This is a genomic window from Pseudomonadales bacterium (genome assembly GCA_013215025.1).
Taxonomy (GTDB): Bacteria; Pseudomonadota; Gammaproteobacteria; order Pseudomonadales; family DT-91; genus DT-91.
This window is the reverse complement of record JABSRR010000053.1, coordinates 1-22,085: the sequence shown is the minus strand read 5'-3', so window position 1 is coordinate 22,085 and position 22,085 is coordinate 1. Positions and strand designations below refer to the sequence as shown.

Below are 22,085 nucleotides of genomic sequence, written 5' to 3'. Positions count from 1 at the left end.
CGCATCGTTGGTGGAGATATACCTTGAACACATTCCAAGTCGCAACTGCTGATCAACAGACCCTTTCTAATTGGCAAGCCAGCCTGAGCGCTGAATTTGCGCAGCTCAAAGCGAAAGGTTTAGCATTGGACTTGACGCGTGGCAAGCCTAGCTCAGCGCAGCTAGATTTGAGTAACCGCTTAGACGGTATTCTTGACGGCGATTATTTCTTTAACGGCACAGATTGTCGCAACTATGGTGGTTTAGACGGACTAACAGCGCTGAAACAGCTGTTCGCACCCAGTCTAGGTGCTGACTCAGAGGATATGATTATTGGCGGCAATTCTAGCTTGACCATGATGTATCAAACTATTCTATTTCATTATCTCTATGGTGCAGATGGGCCTGACAGCGCATGGAAAAACCTTAAAGCGCCTAAGTTTATCTGCCCTGTGCCTGGCTATGACAGACACTTTAGTATTTGCGAAGACTTTGGCATCGAAATGCTCTGTGTTGACTTACTGCCGGACGGCCCCGATATGGACGCCGTTGAAGCTCTGTTAAAGCATGACCCAGAGATTGTCGGCATGTGGAATGTGCCGCGCTTCTCTAACCCAACTGGGATTGTTTATAGCGATGAATGCATTCAACGGATAGCTAATCTCGGCGCTATCGCGCAAGCCCATTTCCGCGTTCTTTGGGATAATGCCTATGCCCTGCATACCATCAGCGACACTGCAGCTACACTAGGCTCAATTTCTAAGGCCGCTAAACAGTGCGGCAATTATGACCATATTATCGAATTCGGCTCTACCTCAAAGGTGACTTTTGCCGGTGCCGGCGTGGCTTATATGGCCTGCTCAGAAAAAAATCGTCAGGTATTTTTGAAGCACTTAGGTATGTCTTCAATTGGACCTGACAAAGTCAATCAACTTCGCCACTTAAAGTTTTTTAGCGATGCTGAGGGCTTAGCTGCGCATATGCAATTGCATAGTGAGTTGCTACAACCACGATTTGCTGCAGTTCTGGACCAATTAAGCGAACAGTTTTCCGACTCGGATGCCTTAAGCTGGACCATACCCGAAGGCGGCTATTTCATTTCGGTAGACACTTTACCTGGACTTGCTAGCCAGGTTGTTGCGCTTGCGGCAGACTGCGGGGTAAAACTGACACCAGCGGGTGCAACCTACCCATACGGTAAAGACCCCAGCGATAAAAATATTCGACTGGCGCCGAGCTTCCCAAGCGTTGCAGACATCCAAACCGCCATGGAAATTTTTTGCTGCTGCGTTAAGCTGGCCAGTGTTGAACAGGCATTAGCTCAGTTCTAATTGGCTTCAATCGGCGTTAATCGGCTTTAATCGGCGTTAATCAGCCTTAGTCGGGGCTTTTGGCCGATTAGGTAATGGAAATGCTGCAATATTGGCTCCTGCAGCATTGTCGCTTATTTTTACCTGTCCTTCTTTCTCGACCTCATCGATACGGATTACCGAATGCATGGGAATAAAACTGCGTTTTACGCCTGTAAACTCGGTTTTCAGCCTATCCTCACTGGGGTCGACAATCAATTCACTGCGCTCACCAAAAATAAAGGCTTCAACCTCAACAAAGCCATACAGGTCAGAGGCATAAATATGCTTGGCATACATTTCATAAATTTTATCGTGATTCTGAAATTGAATACGGTAGACAGCTTGACTCATCAGTGTTCTTCATAGGGCTATAAATTCGGACGCCAAGGTTAGCAAATACTGCAGTAAAAATCAGCTAGGCCAATGCATTGATACTAAAATACTGTGCATAATGGCTGCATGTGGGTATAATCGCTGGCCATTTTTTACACAGCATTAACTAGGTAAAACGCGAATGAGCGACGCCGCAAAACCTGTCAAAAAACTTTTCGTAAAAACGCACGGTTGCCAAATGAATGAGTATGATTCGGCCAGAATGGCGGATCTATTGGGCGAGTCGCATCAGTTAGTCAGCACTGATCGCGCAGAAGATGCCGACGTGATTTTATTGAATACATGCTCTATCCGAGAAAAGGCGCAGGAAAAGGTGTTTCACGAGCTTGGTCGCTGGAAAAACTTAAAAGATAAAAATCCTGACTTAGTGATTGGTGTAGGCGGCTGTGTTGCTAGCCAAGAGGGTGACAATATCGCCAAGCGAGCACCCTTTGTTGATGTGATTTTTGGCCCACAAACCTTACACCGCTTGCCAGAGATGATCGACGCCTCGAAGCAACAACAGGGACCAACCGTCGTTGACGTTAGCTTTCCTGAAATTGAAAAATTTGATCGTCTCCCTGACCCAAAACAAGATGGGCCATCGGCGTTTGTCTCAATCATGGAAGGCTGCAGTAAATATTGCACTTTCTGCGTAGTCCCCTATACCCGGGGTGAAGAGGTCAGTCGACCCGTTGCCGATGTGCTTACAGAAATTGCTGTATTAGCCAACCAAGGGGTACGTGAGGTCAATCTGCTGGGGCAAAACGTGAATGCCTATCGAGGTGACAACGAAGCTGGTGAGGTGGTCGATTTTGCCGAACTATTACATTACGTTGCGCGCATTCCAGGGATTGATCGCATTCGCTACACTACCAGCCACCCGGTTGAGTTTTCAGATGCCTTAATTGATGCCTACGCAAGTATTCCTGAATTAGTCAGCCACTTACACCTACCGGTACAGTCGGGCTCAGACAGAATCTTGATGGCCATGAAACGCGGCCATACTGCGCTGGAATACAAGGCTAAGATCCGCAAGCTACGCAAAATTCGTCCTGATATGTCGATCTCATCAGACTTTATTATTGGTTTTCCAGGCGAGTCTGAGCATGACTTTGCCGAAACTATGAAGTTAATCGCTGAGATTGGCTTTGATACCAGCTTTAGTTTTATCTATAGCGCTCGCCCTGGTACACCTGCGGCAGAGTTAGCAGACGATACCGATGAATCGGTAAAAAAACAGCGCCTAGCTATTTTGCAAGATCGTATATTACAGCATGCGCAACAAATCAGCCGCCGCATGGTTGATAGCGAGCAACAGATTTTAGTCACTGGCGTCTCAAAGAAAGATCCGGGGCAATTGCAGGGGCGTACAGAAAACAATCGTGTGGTGAATTTTAGTGCAACTGACCATAGTCTGATTGGGCAGTTCGTTAAGGTGAAAATTACCGAAGCATTGCCTAACTCACTGCGCGCTGTGCAAATTTAACACTATACTTGCCTATGTTATCTCTGGCTTTATCGCTGACATTGCCGCGCCATGATCAATATTCAGCGCAATACTTATTGCACTCTCGGCTATTGGCCAATGTTTTATTGCAAACCGTTTAGGAAAACCTGTGGAACTCGAGCAACAAGCTATTCAACTTCCCTTCACCCTTGAACCCAATCATGCACATCAATTAGCCAATCTCAATGGGCAATTTGATTGTCACCTGAAACAAATTGAAGAACGCCTCGGCGTCATTATTGCCAATCGCAGCAATCGTTTTAATATTGAGGGTTTTGAAGATCAGGTTTGCGCAGCCAAAGCGGTTATTGAACATCTCTATGAATTAGCCGGCTCGCAGTCGATCACGCCTGAGCTCGTGCACCTTAGCCTGCAAGAATCTGGCGTTGAAGCGCTATTGAGCCCGCAAGATGATTCTGATAGCGAACAAAATGCGCCGAATATCGCGCCAATTACCAGTATTCGTACCCGCAAAAGCCTGATCAAGCCGCGTGGTCACAACCAAAAGCATTACGTCACGCAAGTAAGGCTGCACGACATTAACTTCGGTATAGGACCAGCCGGCACGGGTAAAACCTATTTAGCCGTGGCCTTGGCCGTTGAGGCACTTGAAAAAGATCTGATTCAGCGGATTTTACTGGTTCGCCCAGCGGTAGAAGCTGGAGAAAAGCTGGGGTTTTTACCTGGCGATTTAAGTCAAAAAGTTGACCCCTACTTGCGCCCCCTGTACGACGCGCTCTATGAAATGCTCGGCTTTGAGCGAGTCAATAAACTGATTGAGCGACATGTCATTGAAGTAGCGCCGCTCGCCTATATGCGCGGAAGAACTCTCAATAACTCGTTCATCATTTTAGATGAAAGTCAGAACACTACCCGCGAGCAAATGAAAATGTTCTTAACCCGCATAGGTTTTGGCTCAACTGCAGTCATCACCGGCGATATTACCCAAGTAGACTTACCGCGCAATATTAAGTCCGGATTAAAGCATGCTATGCAGGTACTTCAGGGTGTTAACGGCATTAGCTTTACGCACTTCAATTCTAAAGACGTGGTTCGCCACCCGATTGTTCAGCGCATTGTCGAGGCCTATGATCAATTTGATCAAAGCCAAGAAAATACTGACAATAGCTAATATCATGCTACCGTTCCTAACCTTTATTTTTGCTTCTTGCACTCACCCTTTATATTAACGTTTGCCGCGAATCACAGCTAAGACATGGATATGCCGTTGCTTTCTATAGACATCAATAATGAGTTATCCGCATCTGAGCAAATACCCAGCCATGCCGATTTCAGCAAATGGCTAAATTTAGCTTATGCCGCCACCTATAACTCAGCGAATGGTAATGCAGCTAAAGGTGAAGACAAGGATGTATATAAGGATGGCCATAATCATCACCAGCCACAGGATGCTGAAGTATGCCTAAGCTTGGTTTCTGCATCACAGATTCAATCTCTGAACGCCAAGTACCGCGATAAAGATAAAGCGACCAACGTCTTGTCTTTTGCTGCCGAGATAGCCGAGGAACATCAATTTAACTTTCTGGGCGATATCATTATTTGCGCCGACGTTGTCAAACAGGAAGCTAAAGCGCAAAATAAAGCCTTGATGGATCACTGGGCGCATTTAAGCATTCATGGCTGTTTACATTTACTTGGCTACGATCACGTCATCGAGCAGCAAGCCCAACAGATGGAATCACTAGAAATCGCTCTACTAGAGCAACTCGGCATTGCCAACCCCTACGCAATCACATAATATTTTACTAGGTTAGGATCAGCCCAACTTAAGAGGCAAAAAATTAATCGATAATGAACAGCGAAGATCGATCGACAAACGATTCGGGTGACAAAACCTGGATCGAAAAAATAAAGCAGATTTTCAGCACCACCCCACAAACTCGTGAAGATGTGAACGAACTGTTACAGCTTGCTCGCGAGTCATCGCTACTCGACAAAGAAGAATTTACTATTATCGAAGGCGCCATGGAGGTTAGAGATCGACAGGTACGCGAGGTCATGGTCGATCGCTCACAGATGGTTTTGGTGCATGCCAGCCAATCCGCAGAAGATTTTTTGCCCACGATTATTCAATCTGGCCACTCCCGCTTTCCAGTCGTTGGTGAAGACAGTGATGATATTCTCGGCATCATTCACGCTAAAGATTTTCTGCCGATGTTAATCCAAAAAAACGAACAATCTTTAAATATTCACGATTATTTGCGCCCAATCCACAAGGTGCCAGAGAGCAAACGGCTTATCAATTTGCTGAAAGACTTTCGTGAAACGCGAAAGCATATGGCGATTGTATTTGATGAATATGGAGGTGTTTCAGGCCTGATTACCATAGAAGACGTGCTCGAAGAAATCGTTGGCGAAATTGAAGATGAGTTTGATGTTGACGACAGCGTGTTTATTAAACCGCTCGGCGACCGCAGCAACGACTTTATTATCAATGCCCTAACCCCAATTGAAGATTTTAACCAGCATTTTAAAAGCCAGTTATCAGAGTCTGAATTTGATACCATAGCCGGCCTTATTACCCAACAAGCTGGTCATTTACCTCAGCGCGGCGAATATATTCAGCTTGATCAGTTTAAGTTCAAAGTTTTACATGCCGATAATCGACGCTTGCACCTGTTGCGCATGACACGCCTTAGCGACTTAGCCAGTAATCCTGCAGAATAAGCTTAGCAAATATGCAAGCAAGGCTTTATTCAGTTAGCACTTACATCCTGTACTTNATAGCAGGCGGNTTAATCACCCTAAGTTTTGCCCCTTTCAGCATTTGGCCTGCCTGCATCATCAGTCTAGNCTGTTTTTTCTTTGCCCTGAATCAACTGACAAGCAATAAAATCCAGCTTTGGCTGTTTTCTTCTGGCTTAATGCTCACATCCAGCTACTGGGTTTACGTTAGCATGAACACCTACGGGAATGCCCCTCCATGGCTTGCCAGTATACTAACGCTTATATTTTGCTGTTTTATTAGCGCATTGCTGATTCCCTTTTTTGTCATCTATAAAAAAATAAAGCCAAACAACGCACTTCTTAACAGCTTACTTTTTGCCAGCATCTGGACACTTTGCGAATGGTTTCGCAGCTGGTTTCTAACAGGTTTTCCTTGGGCGTATATTGGTTATAGTCAAATTGACGGTCCATTAGCTCATTATGCCCCGATCCTCAGCGTATACGGCCTAAGCTTTTTATTAGCATTTATCAGCAGTCAGCTAGTCACCTTGTTACAATTCTGCTTTGCAGCGTCGTTTAAAGCGCAGCCTAAAATTATCGCGCTTCAGCTTATATCCATAACGCTGATTTTTTTTGCAGCACCGCTACTGCCCATCAGCCTGTGGACGCACAATAGCGCCTCAGAGCCAATAGCCGTTAGCCTTGTGCAACCGAACACCAATTTACACTATAAGTGGAAACGCGCTTTTCGCGAGCCAATTAAACAGCAGCTGCTCAATTTAAGCCAGATTGAGCAACAGCCACACCGACTCATTGTCTGGCCAGAAACTGCCATACCGCAATACTATCACGCAGCACTGGACGACTTGCAGCAATGGAGCAAGCAACTATCTGACGCGCAACAAGCGCTGATAACAGGCATCCCATCAGCATGGTATCAAGACGACAATAAAGTTTACCATAACAGCATGCTAGGCCTTGGCTACGCTTCTGGTATTTACCATAAACACAAGCTAGTTCCGTTTGGTGAATTTATCCCATTAGAATCAGTATTACGCGGCGCGATTGATTTTTTTGACCTACCCATGTCGGCTTTTCGCCCAGGCCCGCTTAATCAAGATATGCTGCGCGTTGAAATTGCCGGGCAGCTGTTTCACACCCTGCCAATGATTTGCTATGAAATAGTTTACCCTGAATTTGTCGCTCAACGTGCAGCCAAGCAAGATTTTTTACTGACGGTTAGCAATGACGCTTGGTTTGGGCAATCTATCGGCCCCGTTCAACATCTTGAAATGGCAAGAATGCGCGCTTTAGAAAATGGACGCTATTTAGTGCGCAGTACTAATAACGGCATTACCGCCATCATTGGCCCCGATGGCAAAGTTTTACAGCGCCTAAAAGCGTTTGCCGCTGGGGTACTCGATGGCGAGATTTACCCACGCCAAGGATATACGCCTGTAGCGCAATATGGCACAATACCGTCGATTATATTTAGCTGCTTTTGGCTTCTGCTCTGCTTAGCCATAAGCTTACATCAGCGGTCAGTATAAATAAGCAATCGCAATCTCATTCCAGAGCATAACTTCACACTCAACCATTTTTCAGTTAACGTTTTAGCCTAGAAAATACTCAAATAATTTATGATGCAAGAACACTATCAGCCCAGCACCATCGAACATCAAGCGCAAGATTATTGGCGCAAGCAACGCAGCTTCGAAGTGACTGAGGACAACAGCAAAGAAAAGTATTACTGCCTGTCAATGTTTCCTTACCCCTCGGGGAAGTTACATATGGGGCATGTTCGTAACTACACCATCTCGGATGTGATTGCGCGCTTTCAGCGCATGCAAGGTAAAAACGTTCTGCAGCCCATGGGTTGGGATGCCTTTGGTTTACCTGCAGAAAATGCCGCGCTAAATAATAATGTGCCGCCTGCTGCCTGGACCTATGACAATATTGAATACATGAAAGGCCAGCTCAATAGCCTTGGTTTTGGCTATGATTGGAGCCGCGAGCTTGCCACCTGTAAGCCTGACTATTATCGCTGGGAGCAATGGTTTTTTACCCAGCTTTATCAGCAAGGCTTAGTGTACAAAAAAATGGCCACCGTGAACTGGGACCCTATCGATCAAACCGTACTGGCTAATGAGCAAGTTATTGATGGTCGCGGTTGGCGCTCAGGTGCGGTAGTAGAACGCAAGGAAATTCCGCAGTGGTTTATCAAAATCACTGACTATGCTGACCAGCTGCTAGAAGATTTAGACCAGTTAGATGAATGGCCAGAGCAGGTCAAAACCATGCAGCGCAACTGGATTGGTCGATCGACCGGTTTAGAACTCAGCTTTGACATTGCTGATAGCGAGCATAGCCTGAATGTATTTACTACTCGACCCGATACCTTAATGGGGGTTAGTTACCTTGCCGTTGCTGCAGAACACCCTTTGGCCAAAGCGGCAGCTAGCGAGCAACCGGCTCTGGCCGAATTCATTGCCAAACAAAAGAACGTCAAACTGGCTGAAGCCGATATGGCGACGATGGAAAAAGAAGGCATGGATACCGGGCTTAAGGCTATTCACCCGATCAGCGGTGAATTGATCCCGGTATGGACAGCTAACTTTGTGTTGATGTCCTATGGTTCTGGCGCGGTTATGAGTGTGCCTGGGCATGATCAGCGCGACTGGGAATTTGCAAAAAAATATCAACTACCGATCCAGCAAGTAATTCAAGGTCTTAACGACGAAATTATTGACGTTCAAGCAGCCGCATTTTGTGAAAAAGGCATATTGATCAATTCTGGCGAATTCAACGGTTTAACTGCTGACGANGCGTTAAACGCCATTGCGGANAAACTCGAACCACANGGCAAGGCTACGCGAAAGGTTAACTACCGTTTACGTGACTGGGGCGTATCGCGGCAACGCTATTGGGGTACGCCAATCCCGATGTTCAATCTAGAGAATGGTGGCGAAATTCCTGTGCCTGCCGACAAACTGCCGATTTTATTACCCGAAGATGTGCAGATGGATGGCGTTCAATCACCGATCAAAGCTGATCCAGCATGGGCAAAAGATCAGCACAATGGTGAACAGGTGCTGCGCGAGACTGACACCTTTGACACTTTCATGGAGTCGTCTTGGTACTACGCCCGCTTTACCTCAGCCAATTTTGATAAAGCAATGCTCGACCCAGACGCGGCTAACTATTGGTTGCCGGTAGATCAGTATGTCGGCGGGATTGAGCATGCCATTTTACATTTACTGTACGCACGCTTTTTTCATAAACTGATGCGCGATATGGGTCTTGTGAACTCTGACGAGCCTTTCAAACGGCTGCTGTGCCAGGGCATGGTAATTGCTGAAACCTTCTACCGTGAGCAAGCCAACGGTAAAAAAGAATTTTATGCCCCGGCCGACGTTGATATGCAACGCGACAGTAAAGGCAAAATCATTGGCGCCAACCTCATCAGCGACGGCAAACCGGTGACCATCGGTGGCATTGAAAAGATGTCAAAGTCAAAAAATAACGGCGTAGACCCACAGGCGATGATCGAACAATTTGGCGCCGACACAGTGCGTCTGTTTATGATGTTTGCCGCGCCACCGGAACAATCCCTAGAATGGTCTGACTCTGGCGTAGAAGGCGCTAACCGGTTTTTGAAACGCTTCTACAAGCTNGTGTATCAACATAGCCAAGCCAGCGATATCGAACCATTAGAGCCAGCAAAACTTGATAAGGTACAACAAGACTTACGTCGCAAAACACACCAAACGATTCAGAAAGTGACCGATGCCTTTGCTACCCGTTATGCTTATAACACGGCTATTGCTGCGATCATGGAGCTTTGTAATGAGCTGGCAAAAATTAAAGTCCGCAGCGGTCAAAACTTAAGCCTTGAAAAAGAAGCCTTAGAAGCTGCCATTTTAATGCTGGCGCCTATAACACCGCATATAAGCCATTATCTGTGGCAGGCATTGGGCTATACTGAGGCCGTTATTGATGCGCGTTTTCCAGAAGTTGATGCTGCAGCCTTGATCACTTCAAGTGTCGAGGTCGTGATGCAGGTCAATGGTAAGGTGCGCGGCAAAGCGGAAACTGCAGTCGATAGCAGCGAAGAGAGCGTTTTAGCACTGGCACAATCGATCGATAATGTCGCCAAGTTTTTAGATGGCAAAACCGTGCGCAAAGTCATTTGGGTGCCGAATAAATTACTCAATATTGTAGCAAACTGATGCATGCTGCGAGACTGATACAATACTGCTTAACTCTGGCCTGCTGTATTACAGTGACTTGCTGTGGTTTTCACCTGCAAGGTCAAGCAGGTGATCTGAATGTTGACACCCGCTTACAGCAATTAGCGATTAGTGGTGAGCAACCTCTCAATCAAGTTGCACTAGCATTGCAGCGCCAAGCGCAGCGAGCCGGTATTATATTAGATGAGCAAGCCTTGGTGCGTATCGAGATTAAGAAACTCAGCGTGGAGAATCGACGCCTTAGCGCAAGCCAGGGTGCCGACATTGACCAATATCGACTAAGCATGCAAACCCAGTGGCAACTGTACCGAGAGCAACAGCTTTATTTACCAAAACCGGTCAAGCTTGAACGTGATTATGATTATCAACGCAACAATCTGCTTAGTAATGAACAAGAGCAAGAAACCATACGTCGCGAATTAGCCGAGGCCAGTGCTAAAGCCATATTACGTCAAGCCATGTGGCTTGCGGCTAATCCACCAGATTGTGGCACTTGCAATCATGCCTCAGATGCCCCATGAGATTAAAGTTAGAACAACTTGAACATCAGCTAAAACAGCCCCTAGCGCCGATCTTTTTTATCAGCGGTGACGAAACCCTTTTAATTGAAGAGGCTTGCGACAGCATTCGCGGTGCAGCCAAAAAGCAAGGTTTTCTTGAGCGCGAACGCTTTCATCTTGACCAAGCCAATGCAAATTGGGACGATATTTTACAATCAGCGAACAGCTTATCGTTATTTAGTGATAAAAAACTGATTGAAGTGCGCTGCAAGTCAAATAAGTTAGGTGATAAAGGCAGCAAGGCCATTCTAAACTACCTAACAAAACCTAATCCCGATATTGTCTTATTGATACAGGCACCCAAGCTTGATAGCGGGCAACAAAAAAGCAAATGGTTAAAGCAAATTGAAGCTGAGGGTCATAGTTTAAGCGTATGGCCGATTGATCGCGGACAACTGCCTCAATGGATTCAGCAACGCCTAAGTCAACAGGGCTTAAACATCAGTCCTGACGCATTGCGTTTTCTGTGCGATGCGGTTGAAGGTAATTTACTCGCAGCAAAACAAGAGATCGATAAATTAGCGCTGTTAAATCGCGGCAGCGACTCAGCAAGCGCTCTCTCACTCGAACAAGTCAGTGCTGCGGTGAGCCAATCCTCGCGTTATACTGCATTCAATCTACTGGATCGTTGCTTAGCCGGCGATTTAACCGGCGCATTGCGCACATTGAACGGCCTCAAACACGAAGGCACTGATGCCAGCGTGATGGTATGGACTTTAGCAAAAGAAATGCGGCAACTGCATCATGCTCGCTCTGAGCACCAATCGGGCAAGCCGATTGAGCAAATTATGCGTGAGCAACGGGTATTTTTTAACCGTCAGACTGCGTATAAACAGGCCGTTCAGCGCTTAGCGCTAAGCCGCATAGAATTGCTGTTACATAAGCTCAAACTAGTTGATCATGCTATCAAAGGGATTAGCAAAGATGATCCGTGGTTATTGCTAGAGCAGCTTTGTAAAGGCATATGCCAAGCCTAAATACTATCGCATGAATCATTAGGTAAACCATCGTAGCACCAGCAAAAGTCTTTTGAAGTGTGCCGGCTCATTGGCTGCTTATTGGCTGCTTATTGGCTACTTGTTAAGTGACGCTTTGCTCGCTTTATATCGTAGAAGTTAACCGCTTTTCTACTCAGCCATTAGCAATTTGCTTTGCTAGAGCTGCACTGTGACTAAGGAGCAATAGGCGGATAATCTTGCAGGGCCTTATCAACCGCAGCACGAATAAGCTGCATCCTATCTTCAGGTGTTTTTACCTCTGAAAGAATCGCACTGGCTCCCGCATGGTAGACAACATTTCTAGAAACAGGATCAATAAAGTCAATAATCAAACTACCCACTTTATAGTCAATAGTATCAATATGGCTCACGCTCATATTAATACTAGGTCCATAGTATCGGCGACCATAATAATCAAAGCCAGGGTCGGTAGTGGTAATGCGCTGACGTTGTTTAATTTTTGTAATTAAATGAAATGCTACCAAAATATCAGCCTGCTCGGCTGAAGCTTTTTGGTAATTCAGCGCTGCCATTTTGTCGCTTAAAGCCTGCTCTACCCGATTTTGCATAAGCCGAGTCACGTCGTCATCGACAAACTCGACAAAGCTATAGCTTTTAATCGCCTTAAAATTAAACTTCGGGTCATAGTCATTTTCAACTTGAATATTGTCACCACAGGCAGCAAGAAAATTAAGCAACAACAGTCCGAATACGGTTTTAAACACCTTAGTTTTACACACGTAATAATGCCTCATTTATTTTTGCCTCAAGCTGATATTTGTATGCTAAAAAATCTACCGTTTGTAGTTTATGACCATAGGAGTGACTGATGTCCGACAGCTCCAACTCTGATATATAACAAGGATAGTGCATACGAGAGCGGCGCTTTGCCATGATCACGCGAGCAACGGCCTCGTAAATATCCTCGCCCCAATCCATCGCTGCAAACATTTTGTCGCCACAAATAATATTAAATAATGGCGCCTGATTTGCTGCCGTTTTTTCCGCAATCGCAATGATCGAAAAATGCTCGCCAGCATGATGGCTGGACTTAACTGGCATGTCAGAAACTTGATAGTAACCGTTTTGTTGCGCCGTTAACTGATAAAATACAATCGGTATATCAGTATAGGCCAGGCTAAGTGAGTTTTGCTGCTTTTCCTGAGTTTCTAGACGATACAGTGTTGAGAATAAGAAGGTATCAAGGGCACTGACAAATGTATCTTGATGATGATATTGCATTTGCTGTCGACAAACTGAACCTTTTTCATCAGCGATGTAAATTTCAACCTGATCAGGCTCTGTAAATTCAACAAAGACTTGCACCGTATCTGGCAGCATTGTGTCAACAACTGCTGCCAGTTTAGAACCCGGCAGCGCATAACGATCTAAGCAAATCGGACTATAGCGCTGTTGCTCCTGCCCTAAACGTTTGATGAGATCGCTCTCGCTACGAGCACCTTTAAAGCTGATTTGATTTTGTTGGTACTGCAGGATGAAAAACTGTTGCTTCATTTGCAATACAAAGCGGGTGTGCATGGACAGCTTGGAGTTATAAAAGCAATTACTAAAATCTTGTAAAAGCTCTCTCAATCGAGACACGATAGGCTCTGCAAAATAGCGACAATGACTATGGAACGCTAGCGCAGGTAATGTTTGCGTTGCACTTGGCGGTACCATTTGAATAAATTCTGCTAAGAAATTCAGCAGACTAATAGGCCCCTCATAACGCTGGCAAATAAGCTCACCCCAGCTATTCAGCATTAACACTTCAATATTATAAATAATATTGTTTTGCTGCTGGTGATAATCAAAAGCAGCCGTGTGGGCTATCGTCGCTTGACGCTTACCAGAGATTTCTTTTTTCACATCAACCGCAACATTGATAAACACATCAAGCTTTGTAAGCCGCGCAGGTTTGGCAAATGCATCATCGTTAGCAAATTGCTTTGCCTGCAGCAGTAAAGGCGACTGGCGCAGCGTCGCAATGATTTGCAGTAGTTCATCCTCGTCTAAGTCATGCTCGCCACCTAACACATGTATTGATGTTTCATCAACAATCAGCTCATTCACTAAACACCAAGACAATAATTCAATTAATGTTTTAGCGCGATACAGGGGTGGCTTTTGTTTCATTTCGCGCGATTTAAATCGCTCGTTAAATACCAGCCAAATAAAATGATCTTGTGATTTGATGCGCGATATAAATAATTCTTTCTCTTGCAGCGATGAGGCCACGGCATCGTTGATGATGTGTAGTTTACCAATCTTACTATCGCTGCAGGCGTGCAGTTGTTTTGCCACTTGCTTTAGAGCTTGTAATTGCAGCTCAGGTAAATCTTGATGACGGCGGGCAAACTCAGCGATGTAACGACAACTGTTATTTAGACAATTGAATAGCTGACGCGACTCATCCAATACTTCTGCACAAGGCCACTGCATGCGGCCATCAATACGTTTAAGCTCGTCTTGAGACCAGCCCCACTCAGCCACTAAGGCAGTCATTTGCTTGTGCTGCCAGCTGGGTTCCGCTGTGCGTTGCGATAGCTGAGAACCAACTTGGTAGTAAAAACAGCGGCGTAACAAAGCCAAACGCTGGTCTTCATGACGTGCTTTTAAGTAAGCCTCAACTCGACGAAATACCATTAAATAGCTGTCAAGCTGATTTAAATCTAGCTGATCTTGATATACCGCCTGCTTAAACTGATTAGCCAAGACTTCGGTATCAGGAAACTCACTGATATATACCTCTATCAACAGTAAGCTCATGCAAGCTTGATAGGGTTGATCAAAACATTGAGCAAACTCTTGATTCGCCAGCTCTACTAACTCATTGGCAGTAATGTTAGGAATGGGCCCAAAGTCGATGATCTCCTCAGGCTTCAATAAGCCCTTGTGAATCAATAATGAACTGTATTGTCGATACTGCACATCATGCTCAGGCGGGATTAACCACCACAGCGGCATTCTGCCGGCTATCATTACCGCACCACGGTAAAGACGATCGAGTTGTAAAAAGTTTTGCGGCACATGCGTCAGTGTTGACGACGCATGCTGCTGAAACTGTCGAAATTGGCGATCGACCAATACAATTGACACTTTCAGATTTAGCAGCTTAGCCCAGGTTTCAATCAAGTCACATTTACGTCGAAGCTGCAGCAATGCGTTGAGTGCAATATCGTCAGCATGGCAGACCCAAACTTGAATATATTGCTGCGTTGACTGGATAATAGAGCCACAATAGCCTGATAGAAAAAGGCTTAGAATTTGTTCATGATTATCTTGCTCAACCGGAATAAAGCCTGGCGACAATCGCTGTAGTTTCTGAATTTCGGCACCAGATGGCTGATAACGACAGATACCAGATGGGGTATAGTCAGATACAAAACAAGGGAACTGAGGATGGTTGGTATGCAATAAAACCGGCAGCGCATCCAGAAATAGCTGCTGCTCCTTACTCAGGTCAAGACGAATTCGCGCAAGACGACCCAGGGTTATCTGGACAAAGCGCTTTAATATTTGACGCTGCTCAAGCTTATCACGCACAGGATGCTGCAAGGAGAGCTCTGCCTTGTTAACATTTGCCTCGGTTAACATTCGTACGTCCCTTACTTCAATAAAATCATTATATGTCGATTATAGCGAGATTCCATACTCGTCACCATCGGCAGAATAGCGCTTAAGCAAGCAAAAACCGCCGACCATCAAGTCGAAAATAAGCGCCGTAAGTGAAATCAAGCTTGTTTTATTCTTTTAGCGGGGCAAAATAGCCCTATTTTGGATAACTATTTTGTTCACTGAGTAGGTTTAGCCATATCTACTCATGCGCTTATTGAATAATTACATTGTCTTGTGCTGTAAAAAGCTGCGCTGAACAAAAATACTGATAAACAGTTTCAACCTAGGGGTAATTGAAGCATGTCTGAGCAAGTTTTTAGCGTGTTAATTGTCGACGACTCGTTTTTAATGCGTCGTATTCTTTCTAATATTCTCGCCACCGATGCTGACTTCTCGGTTGCAGGCGAGGCCAGCGACGGTATTGATGCCTTAGAAAAGCTCACCGAGCTGAACCCCGACATCATTTTATTAGACATCGAAATGCCACGCATGGGCGGCATTGAGTTTTTACGCTTATCCAAAATTTTAACCGATGCTAAAGTGATTATCGTATCTTCAGTCGCCAATGTTGATTCACCTCAGGCCAAAGAGGCACTTGAGCTAGGCGTTACCGATATTATTCATAAACCATCTGGCGTGCTGTCATTGGACATGGAAGAACAACGAAGCCAGGAATTATTGCAAGTGATTCGCAAAGCCGTCGGTCTCGACAGTTAGTTTCGCCAAATTACAATAATAATAATTTTGACCCATGGCATCTGATCTTTTCGAAAAACTTTGGCCCGCGTTTGTCAGTGAAATGACAGAGCAGCTTGATAGTGCTGAGTTATTATTGGCCAAACATGCGGTTAAGTCAGACGCTGAAATAAACCAGCTATTTCGCAACTTCCACACCATTAAAGGCAGCTCGGCGATGATTGGCTTCAATCATATGGAAGCGCTGGCACACAAAGCTGAGGATATCCTAGCAGCCGTCAGAAACGACGAATACGCCTTTGATGAAGCCGTTACCGATATCTTGTTAGAAGCCATCAGTGGCTTAAAGCTGCAATTTACTCAAGCCAATAAAGACCAACAAAACCCGCCGGCGCAATCAGAACTGATTGCACAGCTAGAAGCATTTCATCAGCAGCAGCTTGGTCAAGAGAGCGCCAAACTGCCAGAATTAGCCACTGACAGTAAATTACTTGATGAGATCTCGCAAAGTGCAAAGCTAGCGGTGCCTTCTCTCGTATTGGGCTTAGATAAACAAGCTCAAGCTGATCGCATTGAGCCCGGCATTAAGCAAATGGCAAAGCTTGCTTCTAGAGCAGGCTTTCATGCTTTGGCTAAACAGCTAATGCAGTATTTAGCATTTTTAGACGCAGACCAGCCTGCCACCTTACTTAGCTTAACTGCCGATATCTTTGATAGCTTGAAGTTGATTGCTAAACAACAGCAAATTGACCTCAGCCTTGAGATGACGTCAAGGATTTGCCAGAGTAAATTAAACGAGCAATGGCAAGTTGAGCTCGGCTCAATGCAGCAATCCTTGCAACAGCTAGCTCAGCAGTCTCAACAAGATTGGCCAGCTGAGCAATCTTTAGCACTGATTGAACAAGCGAAAACCCTAGATAATTATTGTTCACTGTTCGGCTATCAGAGCCTCAATGCCAGTTTACGCTATATACGACAGCTCAACCTTGAGTATATTCGTGGCTATATTCAACTTAGCTCAAGTATCTTAACTCAGATCATTGCGATTATTGAGCTTGCTCAGCAGTATGAAGACAGCGAAGCCTTTCACGCCACCTGTTCCGATAGTCTAGATAAACTCCAGCAGATGACGGCGCAAAATAATCACGCCAGTGACGCCGTAAACGATTGCAAAGCCAAAATTTTAACTCTCTGCCCGCTCCATCCCGATGCGCTAAATGATTTATCGATAGACTCGCTCAACGCATTGCTGCATGAACTAGAGTCTGGCAAAAATGCTTTCGAAATTGACCTACGTTTTGAGAATGAAAGCCTCGGCGAAAAAGTGCTCACCGCCTGCCAGAATATCGGTGAAATGATTCATAGCCGAACCGTATTCCATGATTTTGTGAACGGCGTTGCGCAACGAACCTCTTTTTGCATTTTATTACTGTCCGCCAAACCTGCTGAAGATATTGAAAAAATCTTATCGATTATTGATCGTAAGCAAGAAGTCTATGAGCTTCTGAAGGCCGACTCGATTGAGCAAACTGCAGACGACTCTAGCGCGACAACCGCCGAGGCTGAAGCAGAGGCTTTTGAACAGACTAGCGATGACATTGCACTTCTGGCCAGTGAAACAGAAATATCGGCATCGGCATTAAAAATTGATAGTAAGGCGATTGATCAATTGATTGCCACTGTTGGTGAAGTTAGCACAACGCAAAATCGTCAGACACATTTATTTAATACCGCCGAGCTGGAACAACATATATCGCTGCTCAAGCAATTCACTGCAGATCATAATAACCATCAACTCAGCGCTTCAGTTGATTTTATTGCCAAAGGCTTGCAACAACTCAACACTAACAACCAATCTATTCAAAGCAGCATCAAACAGCTTCAGTCATCGATTTTAGATTTACGTGTTATTCCAATAGCCTATGTTTTTGATCGTTTTCATAAATACGTGAGAAGCATCGGTAAAAAACTGGGTAAAAATGTCAGCCTAGAGATTGAAGGCGAGCAGGTAAAAATCGATAAGGCGATGATTGACATATTAGCAGAACCACTGGCACATATGGTGCGCAATGGTATTGATCACGGCATCGAAGATAGTATTGAGCGGGCTCAGCAAAACAAACCAGAACAGGGGAAAATTCAGCTCATTGCAGAACAGTTTAGTGATCATGTGATTATTCGCATCATTGACGATGGCCGCGGCTTGGATAAGCCTTTGATTGAAGAAAAAAGTATTGCCTTGGGGCTTTTGTCAGCTAGCAAGTCGTACAGTGATGAAGAAATCTTTAGCTGTATATTTGAACCGGGCTTTTCAACCACACAGACCTTGACTGAAACCTCAGGCCGAGGTGTTGGTATGGATGTTGTTAAAAACCAGATCAGCTCTATTGGCGGCAGCATTANTATCACCTCAACGCCTGGACAAGGCACTAGCTTTGCATTGAAATTACCGATTTCTACTGCGATTCAGGCCGTCGTGCTATTACAAAGTGAACAACAATTATTAGCCATGCCCGAACGCTTTGTGCAAGAAGTTATGCATATCAATAGCGATGACATCCAGTCTATTCAGGGGCAAGCAACCACTCGCTTTCGCAACCAAATCTTACCCTTATATGATTTGCAAAGCCTCATCACTGGCATCAATACCATCAAACATCGTCAGCATGATTATGAGGTATTAATCTTGGCTAATGAAAACGCGAGCGCTGGACTGATTGTCGACGCCACAGTTGGCCGCGCTGAAGTTTTAGTCAAACAAAGTCACCCGCTATTTCAAAGCTATCAAGGCTTATCGGGTGCAGCAGTCATCGGCGATGGGCAGGTCGTGGCAATACTTGATTGCGCAGGATTATTTAAACTGGCCATGGACACTAAGCATGATATGGCTAAAAACGAACAACTTATTCATTAACCCTAGCGTTATGACAAAAGGTCAACAGCATGAAAATTTCAACCAAACTTAGAACGGGCTATTATTTGATCGCGGGCATGATTGTGATCAGCGCTTCAGCCGGCTACTTTGGATTTACGGCATTATCGTCGGCCTTAGACTCGGTGACTGGTGATATATGGGACAGTTCAGAAGGCGCCACACAGTCGAGCCGGGGCATTTTTGAACAGATGTTGGTGGTTGAAAAAGTCTTAGCGGGCGAGACCTTGCAAACCAATTCAGCCGAATCCGGAGAGCAGCTAACCAGTGCCTCAATAGATAAATTAAAGACTGCCAAGCAACTCAAAGCCGAGACTATCGAGGACATCGAGCTCAAATATAATAGATTTCTAACGCTTAAAAATGCGATCTCAGAACAGTATCAAGAATTTTCTGTAAGCTACAATTTATTAGCTAACAACTTTACGAAATTTAATGCCCTTATCTCAGAAACACAATCACTAAGCTCTCGCAAATTACGTGACACCTTAGTTGCACTTAAGTCTTCTCAACGTGCAGGTAATCAATTAGGAGCAATCTGGACAATTAATGACCAAAATAAAGAAGCGCAAATAAATTTGTTAAAAGTTGAGCATTTTTTTGATTCGTCTGCAGCAAAATTGGATTTAAGCGATACCAAGCTAGCAGAATTAGAAGACAGCTTGTCTCGGCTTGAAGAGATTATTCAGCAATTAACCGCGACAGGCTTTTTTCGCAATACTACATTAAACGCAAACAGCGAAGCAGCAATGACGCTTACTGCTGCTTATCAGCAGCAATTCAACACCTTGCAACAACAGGTGGAGCAGGCCTTAACGTTAAGCCAGCAACTTTACGCCAGCAAAGCCCAGTATGACCTTGCCTCATTTGAAGTATTAGAAATTTTAAAACGCACCGAGCTTGATGTGGTCGAACAAGTTGATTCGCATATTGCCGGTATTGAAAATACGCAATGGGTGGCACAGGCTTTAATTGTGATTACTGCGGGGCTGAGTTTAGCGATTTCAATCTTTATCAGTATCAGCGTGGTTAACGTGATGATTGATTGGCTGCAAGCAACACGTAAATCAATCACCCAACTCGCCCAAGGCGACTTGTCTAAAACCGAGCTTAGCCGCACCGGCAATCATGATTTAGACGATATTGACCAAGCGCTGCAAGAAGTCACCTTAAAGTTTTCTGACGTGATGGAAGAAATGATCAAAAACACCGATCTGGTTAATGATATTTCTAAACAAATCAGCGCCTCAGCCGACAGCATAAGCCGCGGCGCTAATGAGCAAGCAACCAGCGTTGAAGAAACCTCAGCGTCGATTGAGCAAATGAGTGCCACCGTCTCACAAAACAATCAAAACGCAAAAGCGACTCAAGATATTGCGGTTGAATCCGCCTCAGCAGCGCAAGAATCCGGTCAACGCGTGATCGAAATGGTTGCTGCGATGCGAAAAATTGCTGAGAAGGTGTCGATCATTGACGATATTGCTTACCAAACCAATTTGTTGGCTTTAAATGCCTCCATAGAGGCTTCACGTGCGGGAGAAGATGGCCGTGGCTTTGCCGTTGTCGCAGCAGAGGTCAGAAAATTAGCAGAACGTTCTAAAGTCGCTGCATCACAGGTTATCGAAATGGCGCATTCGACCGTACAAGTCTCAGAAGAAGCTGGCGCCAACCTCACCTCGATCCTACCAAAAATTGATCGTACCGCTGAATTGGTGCAAGAGATTTCAGCAGCATCAACCGAGCAGTCCTCTGGCTTACACGAGATTACCTTTGCTATCTCTCAACTTGATCAAGTAGCTCAGCATAATGCTAGCTCATCTTTACAGTTGACAAAAATGGCTGAAGACATGGACCACTCGATTGCAAAATTGCATGAAGTTATTCAATTTTTCCACGTTAAAGGCTAATCCAAGGTTTATCTATGTTAGACAGCAACAGCCCTGCGCTAAAACGACTTATCGATCTGATCAGCCACTATGCTGGACTTAAACCCTCAGAACTCCTAACGCGCAAGCTATCCTTTATTTTAAAGGGACTGGGTGAAAACGAGCTGAATGAGTGGGTAACCTCTATCGCCAATGATCCATTTAAAACCGAGTTACCGGCGCTAGTAGAAGATTTAAATAATCACGAAACCTATTTTTTTCGTGATGCCGCGCCGATGAAGCTGTTAAAAGATAAAATTCTGCCTGAATTAATCGACAGTAAATTACGCGCGCGCGACTTTAACCTGACTATTTGGTCGGCCGCTTGTTCTTCCGGTGAAGAGGTTTACACCCTAGGCATGATGATTTTATCGATTTTCATTGAGAAGAATCTCAGCCTGAAACTGCGCAATGGCGTAATTCTGCCACCCACTGGCTGGAAGATTATCATTAATGGCACCGACATTTCGCGGCAGGTGATTCGCAAAGCCAGTGAGGGCATTTATGAAAATTCCGACTCTGGTCTCTCTTCGTTTCGCAACTTCCCCGATGAGTACCTCGATTATTTTTCACTGATTAACGAACGTGAAGACTTATTGGGTAAAACCAAACGCACCTACCAGATTAACGATGTTGTCAAATCACTAACCAGCTTTGAAATCTTCAACTTAATGAGCCCAATACCGCCTATTAAACAGTGCGATCTTATTTTGTGCCGAAATGTCATGATCTATTTACATGAAGACGCGCAGCGCCATGCGCAGATGGTATTGCGCAGTGCCTTAGCTTCAGGTGGGCTGTTATTGTTGAGTGCGGTCGATAATATGTTTGATCAAATGGGTATGATTCAGCATAATAACTTAGGCTGTGTTTATTATGAAAAGCGCTGAGCCGCATCTTGTTTTCGAGGTCAGCGACGCGCTATTTGCACTACCTCTTACCAGTCTTATTGAGGTTAGCGACCGCCTAACCGTTGCAGCTATGCCATTTGCCCCTAAATGCATTGATGGATTGATTAATCATAATGGGCATATCATTCCACAGCTTAATGCTAAGGCTATGTTTGAGGCCTATCTAGATAAAAAAGATCTAACTGAAGTTTCTAGCAATAAAAAAAAGCATCCTAGTCTCATTATTTTTGACTATCATCATAGTCATTATGCGCTTGAGGTTGATCAAATTCTCGAAAGCCTTGCATTGACTGA

At 44.9% G+C, this 22,085-nt stretch carries 17 protein-coding genes; 14 read left to right on the top strand and 3 right to left on the bottom strand.

Features of this window, described 5'->3' with window-relative positions; genetic code table 11:
• The first annotated feature begins 23 nt into the window (after positions 1 to 23).
• Complete coding sequence (locus HRU21_05690; protein ID NRA41788.1) at positions 24 to 1,310, top strand: aminotransferase class I/II-fold pyridoxal phosphate-dependent enzyme; 1,287 nt, start codon at positions 24 to 26, stop codon at positions 1,308 to 1,310.
• Positions 1,311 to 1,346: 36 nt separating this feature from the next.
• On the opposite strand, the gene HRU21_05685 is transcribed toward HRU21_05690, so the two are convergent.
• Positions 1,347 to 1,682 (bottom strand): DUF1820 family protein, encoded by a 336-nt coding sequence (locus tag HRU21_05685; protein ID NRA41787.1) that lies wholly within the window; start codon positions 1,680 to 1,682, stop codon positions 1,347 to 1,349.
• A 163-nt stretch (positions 1,683 to 1,845) separates the two neighbouring features.
• On the opposite strand from HRU21_05685, the gene miaB reads away from it, so the two are divergent.
• The 8 genes from miaB to HRU21_05645 all read left to right on the top strand — a co-directional run bounded on the left by miaB (position 1,846) and on the right by HRU21_05645 (position 11,688).
• Positions 1,846 to 3,192: a tRNA (N6-isopentenyl adenosine(37)-C2)-methylthiotransferase MiaB gene (miaB, locus tag HRU21_05680; protein ID NRA41786.1), complete on the top strand. Its 1,347-nt coding sequence runs from the start codon at positions 1,846 to 1,848 to the stop codon at positions 3,190 to 3,192.
• A gap of 130 nt (positions 3,193 to 3,322) precedes the next feature.
• The gene (locus HRU21_05675; GenBank protein ID NRA41785.1) at positions 3,323 to 4,345 is read left to right on the top strand and encodes a PhoH family protein; all 1,023 of its coding nucleotides are present in this window, start codon (positions 3,323 to 3,325) and stop codon (positions 4,343 to 4,345) included.
• A gap of 90 nt (positions 4,346 to 4,435) precedes the next feature.
• Complete coding sequence (gene ybeY, locus HRU21_05670) at positions 4,436 to 4,972, top strand: rRNA maturation RNase YbeY (GenBank protein ID NRA41784.1); 537 nt, start codon at positions 4,436 to 4,438, stop codon at positions 4,970 to 4,972.
• Between the two features lie 53 nt (positions 4,973 to 5,025).
• Positions 5,026 to 5,901 (top strand): CBS domain-containing protein, encoded by an 876-nt coding sequence (locus tag HRU21_05665; protein ID NRA41783.1) that lies wholly within the window; start codon positions 5,026 to 5,028, stop codon positions 5,899 to 5,901.
• A gap of 197 nt (positions 5,902 to 6,098) precedes the next feature.
• A complete protein-coding gene (gene lnt, locus HRU21_05660; protein ID NRA41782.1) occupies positions 6,099 to 7,451 on the top strand; it encodes an apolipoprotein N-acyltransferase in 1,353 nt (450 codons plus the stop codon).
• Between the two features lie 93 nt (positions 7,452 to 7,544).
• Entirely contained in the window at positions 7,545 to 10,130 is a 2,586-nt protein-coding gene (locus HRU21_05655) for a leucine--tRNA ligase (GenBank protein ID NRA41781.1), read from the top strand.
• The gene (locus tag HRU21_05650) at positions 10,130 to 10,672 is read left to right on the top strand and encodes a hypothetical protein (GenBank protein NRA41780.1); all 543 of its coding nucleotides are present in this window, start codon (positions 10,130 to 10,132) and stop codon (positions 10,670 to 10,672) included. The genes HRU21_05655 and HRU21_05650 overlap by 1 nt, the downstream gene beginning before the upstream one ends.
• Positions 10,669 to 11,688 carry a DNA polymerase III subunit delta gene (locus tag HRU21_05645; protein NRA41779.1) on the top strand — a complete coding sequence of 340 codons (1,020 nt, stop codon included), beginning with the start codon at positions 10,669 to 10,671 and terminating at the stop codon, positions 11,686 to 11,688. The genes HRU21_05650 and HRU21_05645 overlap by 4 nt, the downstream gene beginning before the upstream one ends.
• Before the next feature lie 194 nt (positions 11,689 to 11,882).
• Here HRU21_05645 and HRU21_05640 read toward each other — a convergent pair whose 3' ends face one another.
• A complete protein-coding gene (locus HRU21_05640) occupies positions 11,883 to 12,464 on the bottom strand; it encodes a DUF4136 domain-containing protein (GenBank protein ID NRA41778.1) in 582 nt (193 codons plus the stop codon).
• Positions 12,442 to 15,306 carry a class I adenylate cyclase gene (locus HRU21_05635; GenBank protein ID NRA41777.1) on the bottom strand — a complete coding sequence of 955 codons (2,865 nt, stop codon included), beginning with the start codon at positions 15,304 to 15,306 and terminating at the stop codon, positions 12,442 to 12,444. Before HRU21_05635 ends, HRU21_05640 begins: the two co-directional genes overlap by 23 nt.
• 321 nt (positions 15,307 to 15,627) lie before the next feature.
• Between HRU21_05635 and HRU21_05630 the strand changes: the two genes are divergently transcribed.
• The 5 genes from HRU21_05630 to HRU21_05610 form a co-directional block, all read left to right on the top strand.
• On the top strand, positions 15,628 to 16,044 hold the full coding sequence (locus HRU21_05630) for a response regulator (protein NRA41776.1): 417 nt from the start codon (positions 15,628 to 15,630) through the stop codon (positions 16,042 to 16,044).
• Between the two features lie 34 nt (positions 16,045 to 16,078).
• A complete protein-coding gene (locus HRU21_05625) occupies positions 16,079 to 18,937 on the top strand; it encodes an Hpt domain-containing protein (protein NRA41775.1) in 2,859 nt (952 codons plus the stop codon).
• A 29-nt stretch (positions 18,938 to 18,966) separates the two neighbouring features.
• Positions 18,967 to 20,862, top strand: coding sequence for a hypothetical protein (locus HRU21_05620; protein ID NRA41774.1), 1,896 nt, complete (start codon positions 18,967 to 18,969; stop codon positions 20,860 to 20,862).
• A gap of 14 nt (positions 20,863 to 20,876) precedes the next feature.
• Complete coding sequence (locus tag HRU21_05615; GenBank protein NRA41773.1) at positions 20,877 to 21,770, top strand: hypothetical protein; 894 nt, start codon at positions 20,877 to 20,879, stop codon at positions 21,768 to 21,770.
• A partial coding sequence (locus tag HRU21_05610; GenBank protein ID NRA41772.1) for a chemotaxis protein CheW occupies positions 21,757 to 22,085 on the top strand: 329 nt, incomplete at its 3' end. The genes HRU21_05615 and HRU21_05610, both read left to right, overlap by 14 nt.

Coding starts and splice junctions, on each gene's coding strand:
- HRU21_05665 (NRA41783.1), top strand. CDS start 5,026: ATGAACAGCGAAGATCGATCGACAAACGATTCGGGTGACAAAACCTGG.
- HRU21_05620 (NRA41774.1), top strand. CDS start 18,967: ATGAAAATTTCAACCAAACTTAGAACGGGCTATTATTTGATCGCGGGC.
- ybeY (NRA41784.1), top strand. CDS start 4,436: ATGCCGTTGCTTTCTATAGACATCAATAATGAGTTATCCGCATCTGAG.
- HRU21_05630 (NRA41776.1), top strand. CDS start 15,628: ATGTCTGAGCAAGTTTTTAGCGTGTTAATTGTCGACGACTCGTTTTTA.
- HRU21_05615 (NRA41773.1), top strand. CDS start 20,877: ATGTTAGACAGCAACAGCCCTGCGCTAAAACGACTTATCGATCTGATC.
- HRU21_05635 (NRA41777.1), bottom strand. CDS start 15,306: ATGTTAACCGAGGCAAATGTTAACAAGGCAGAGCTCTCCTTGCAGCAT.
- HRU21_05645 (NRA41779.1), top strand. CDS start 10,669: ATGAGATTAAAGTTAGAACAACTTGAACATCAGCTAAAACAGCCCCTA.
- lnt (NRA41782.1), top strand. CDS start 6,099: ATGCTCACATCCAGCTACTGGGTTTACGTTAGCATGAACACCTACGGG.
- HRU21_05685 (NRA41787.1), bottom strand. CDS start 1,682: ATGAGTCAAGCTGTCTACCGTATTCAATTTCAGAATCACGATAAAATT.
- HRU21_05640 (NRA41778.1), bottom strand. CDS start 12,464: ATGAGGCATTATTACGTGTGTAAAACTAAGGTGTTTAAAACCGTATTC.
- HRU21_05650 (NRA41780.1), top strand. CDS start 10,130: ATGCATGCTGCGAGACTGATACAATACTGCTTAACTCTGGCCTGCTGT.
- miaB (NRA41786.1), top strand. CDS start 1,846: ATGAGCGACGCCGCAAAACCTGTCAAAAAACTTTTCGTAAAAACGCAC.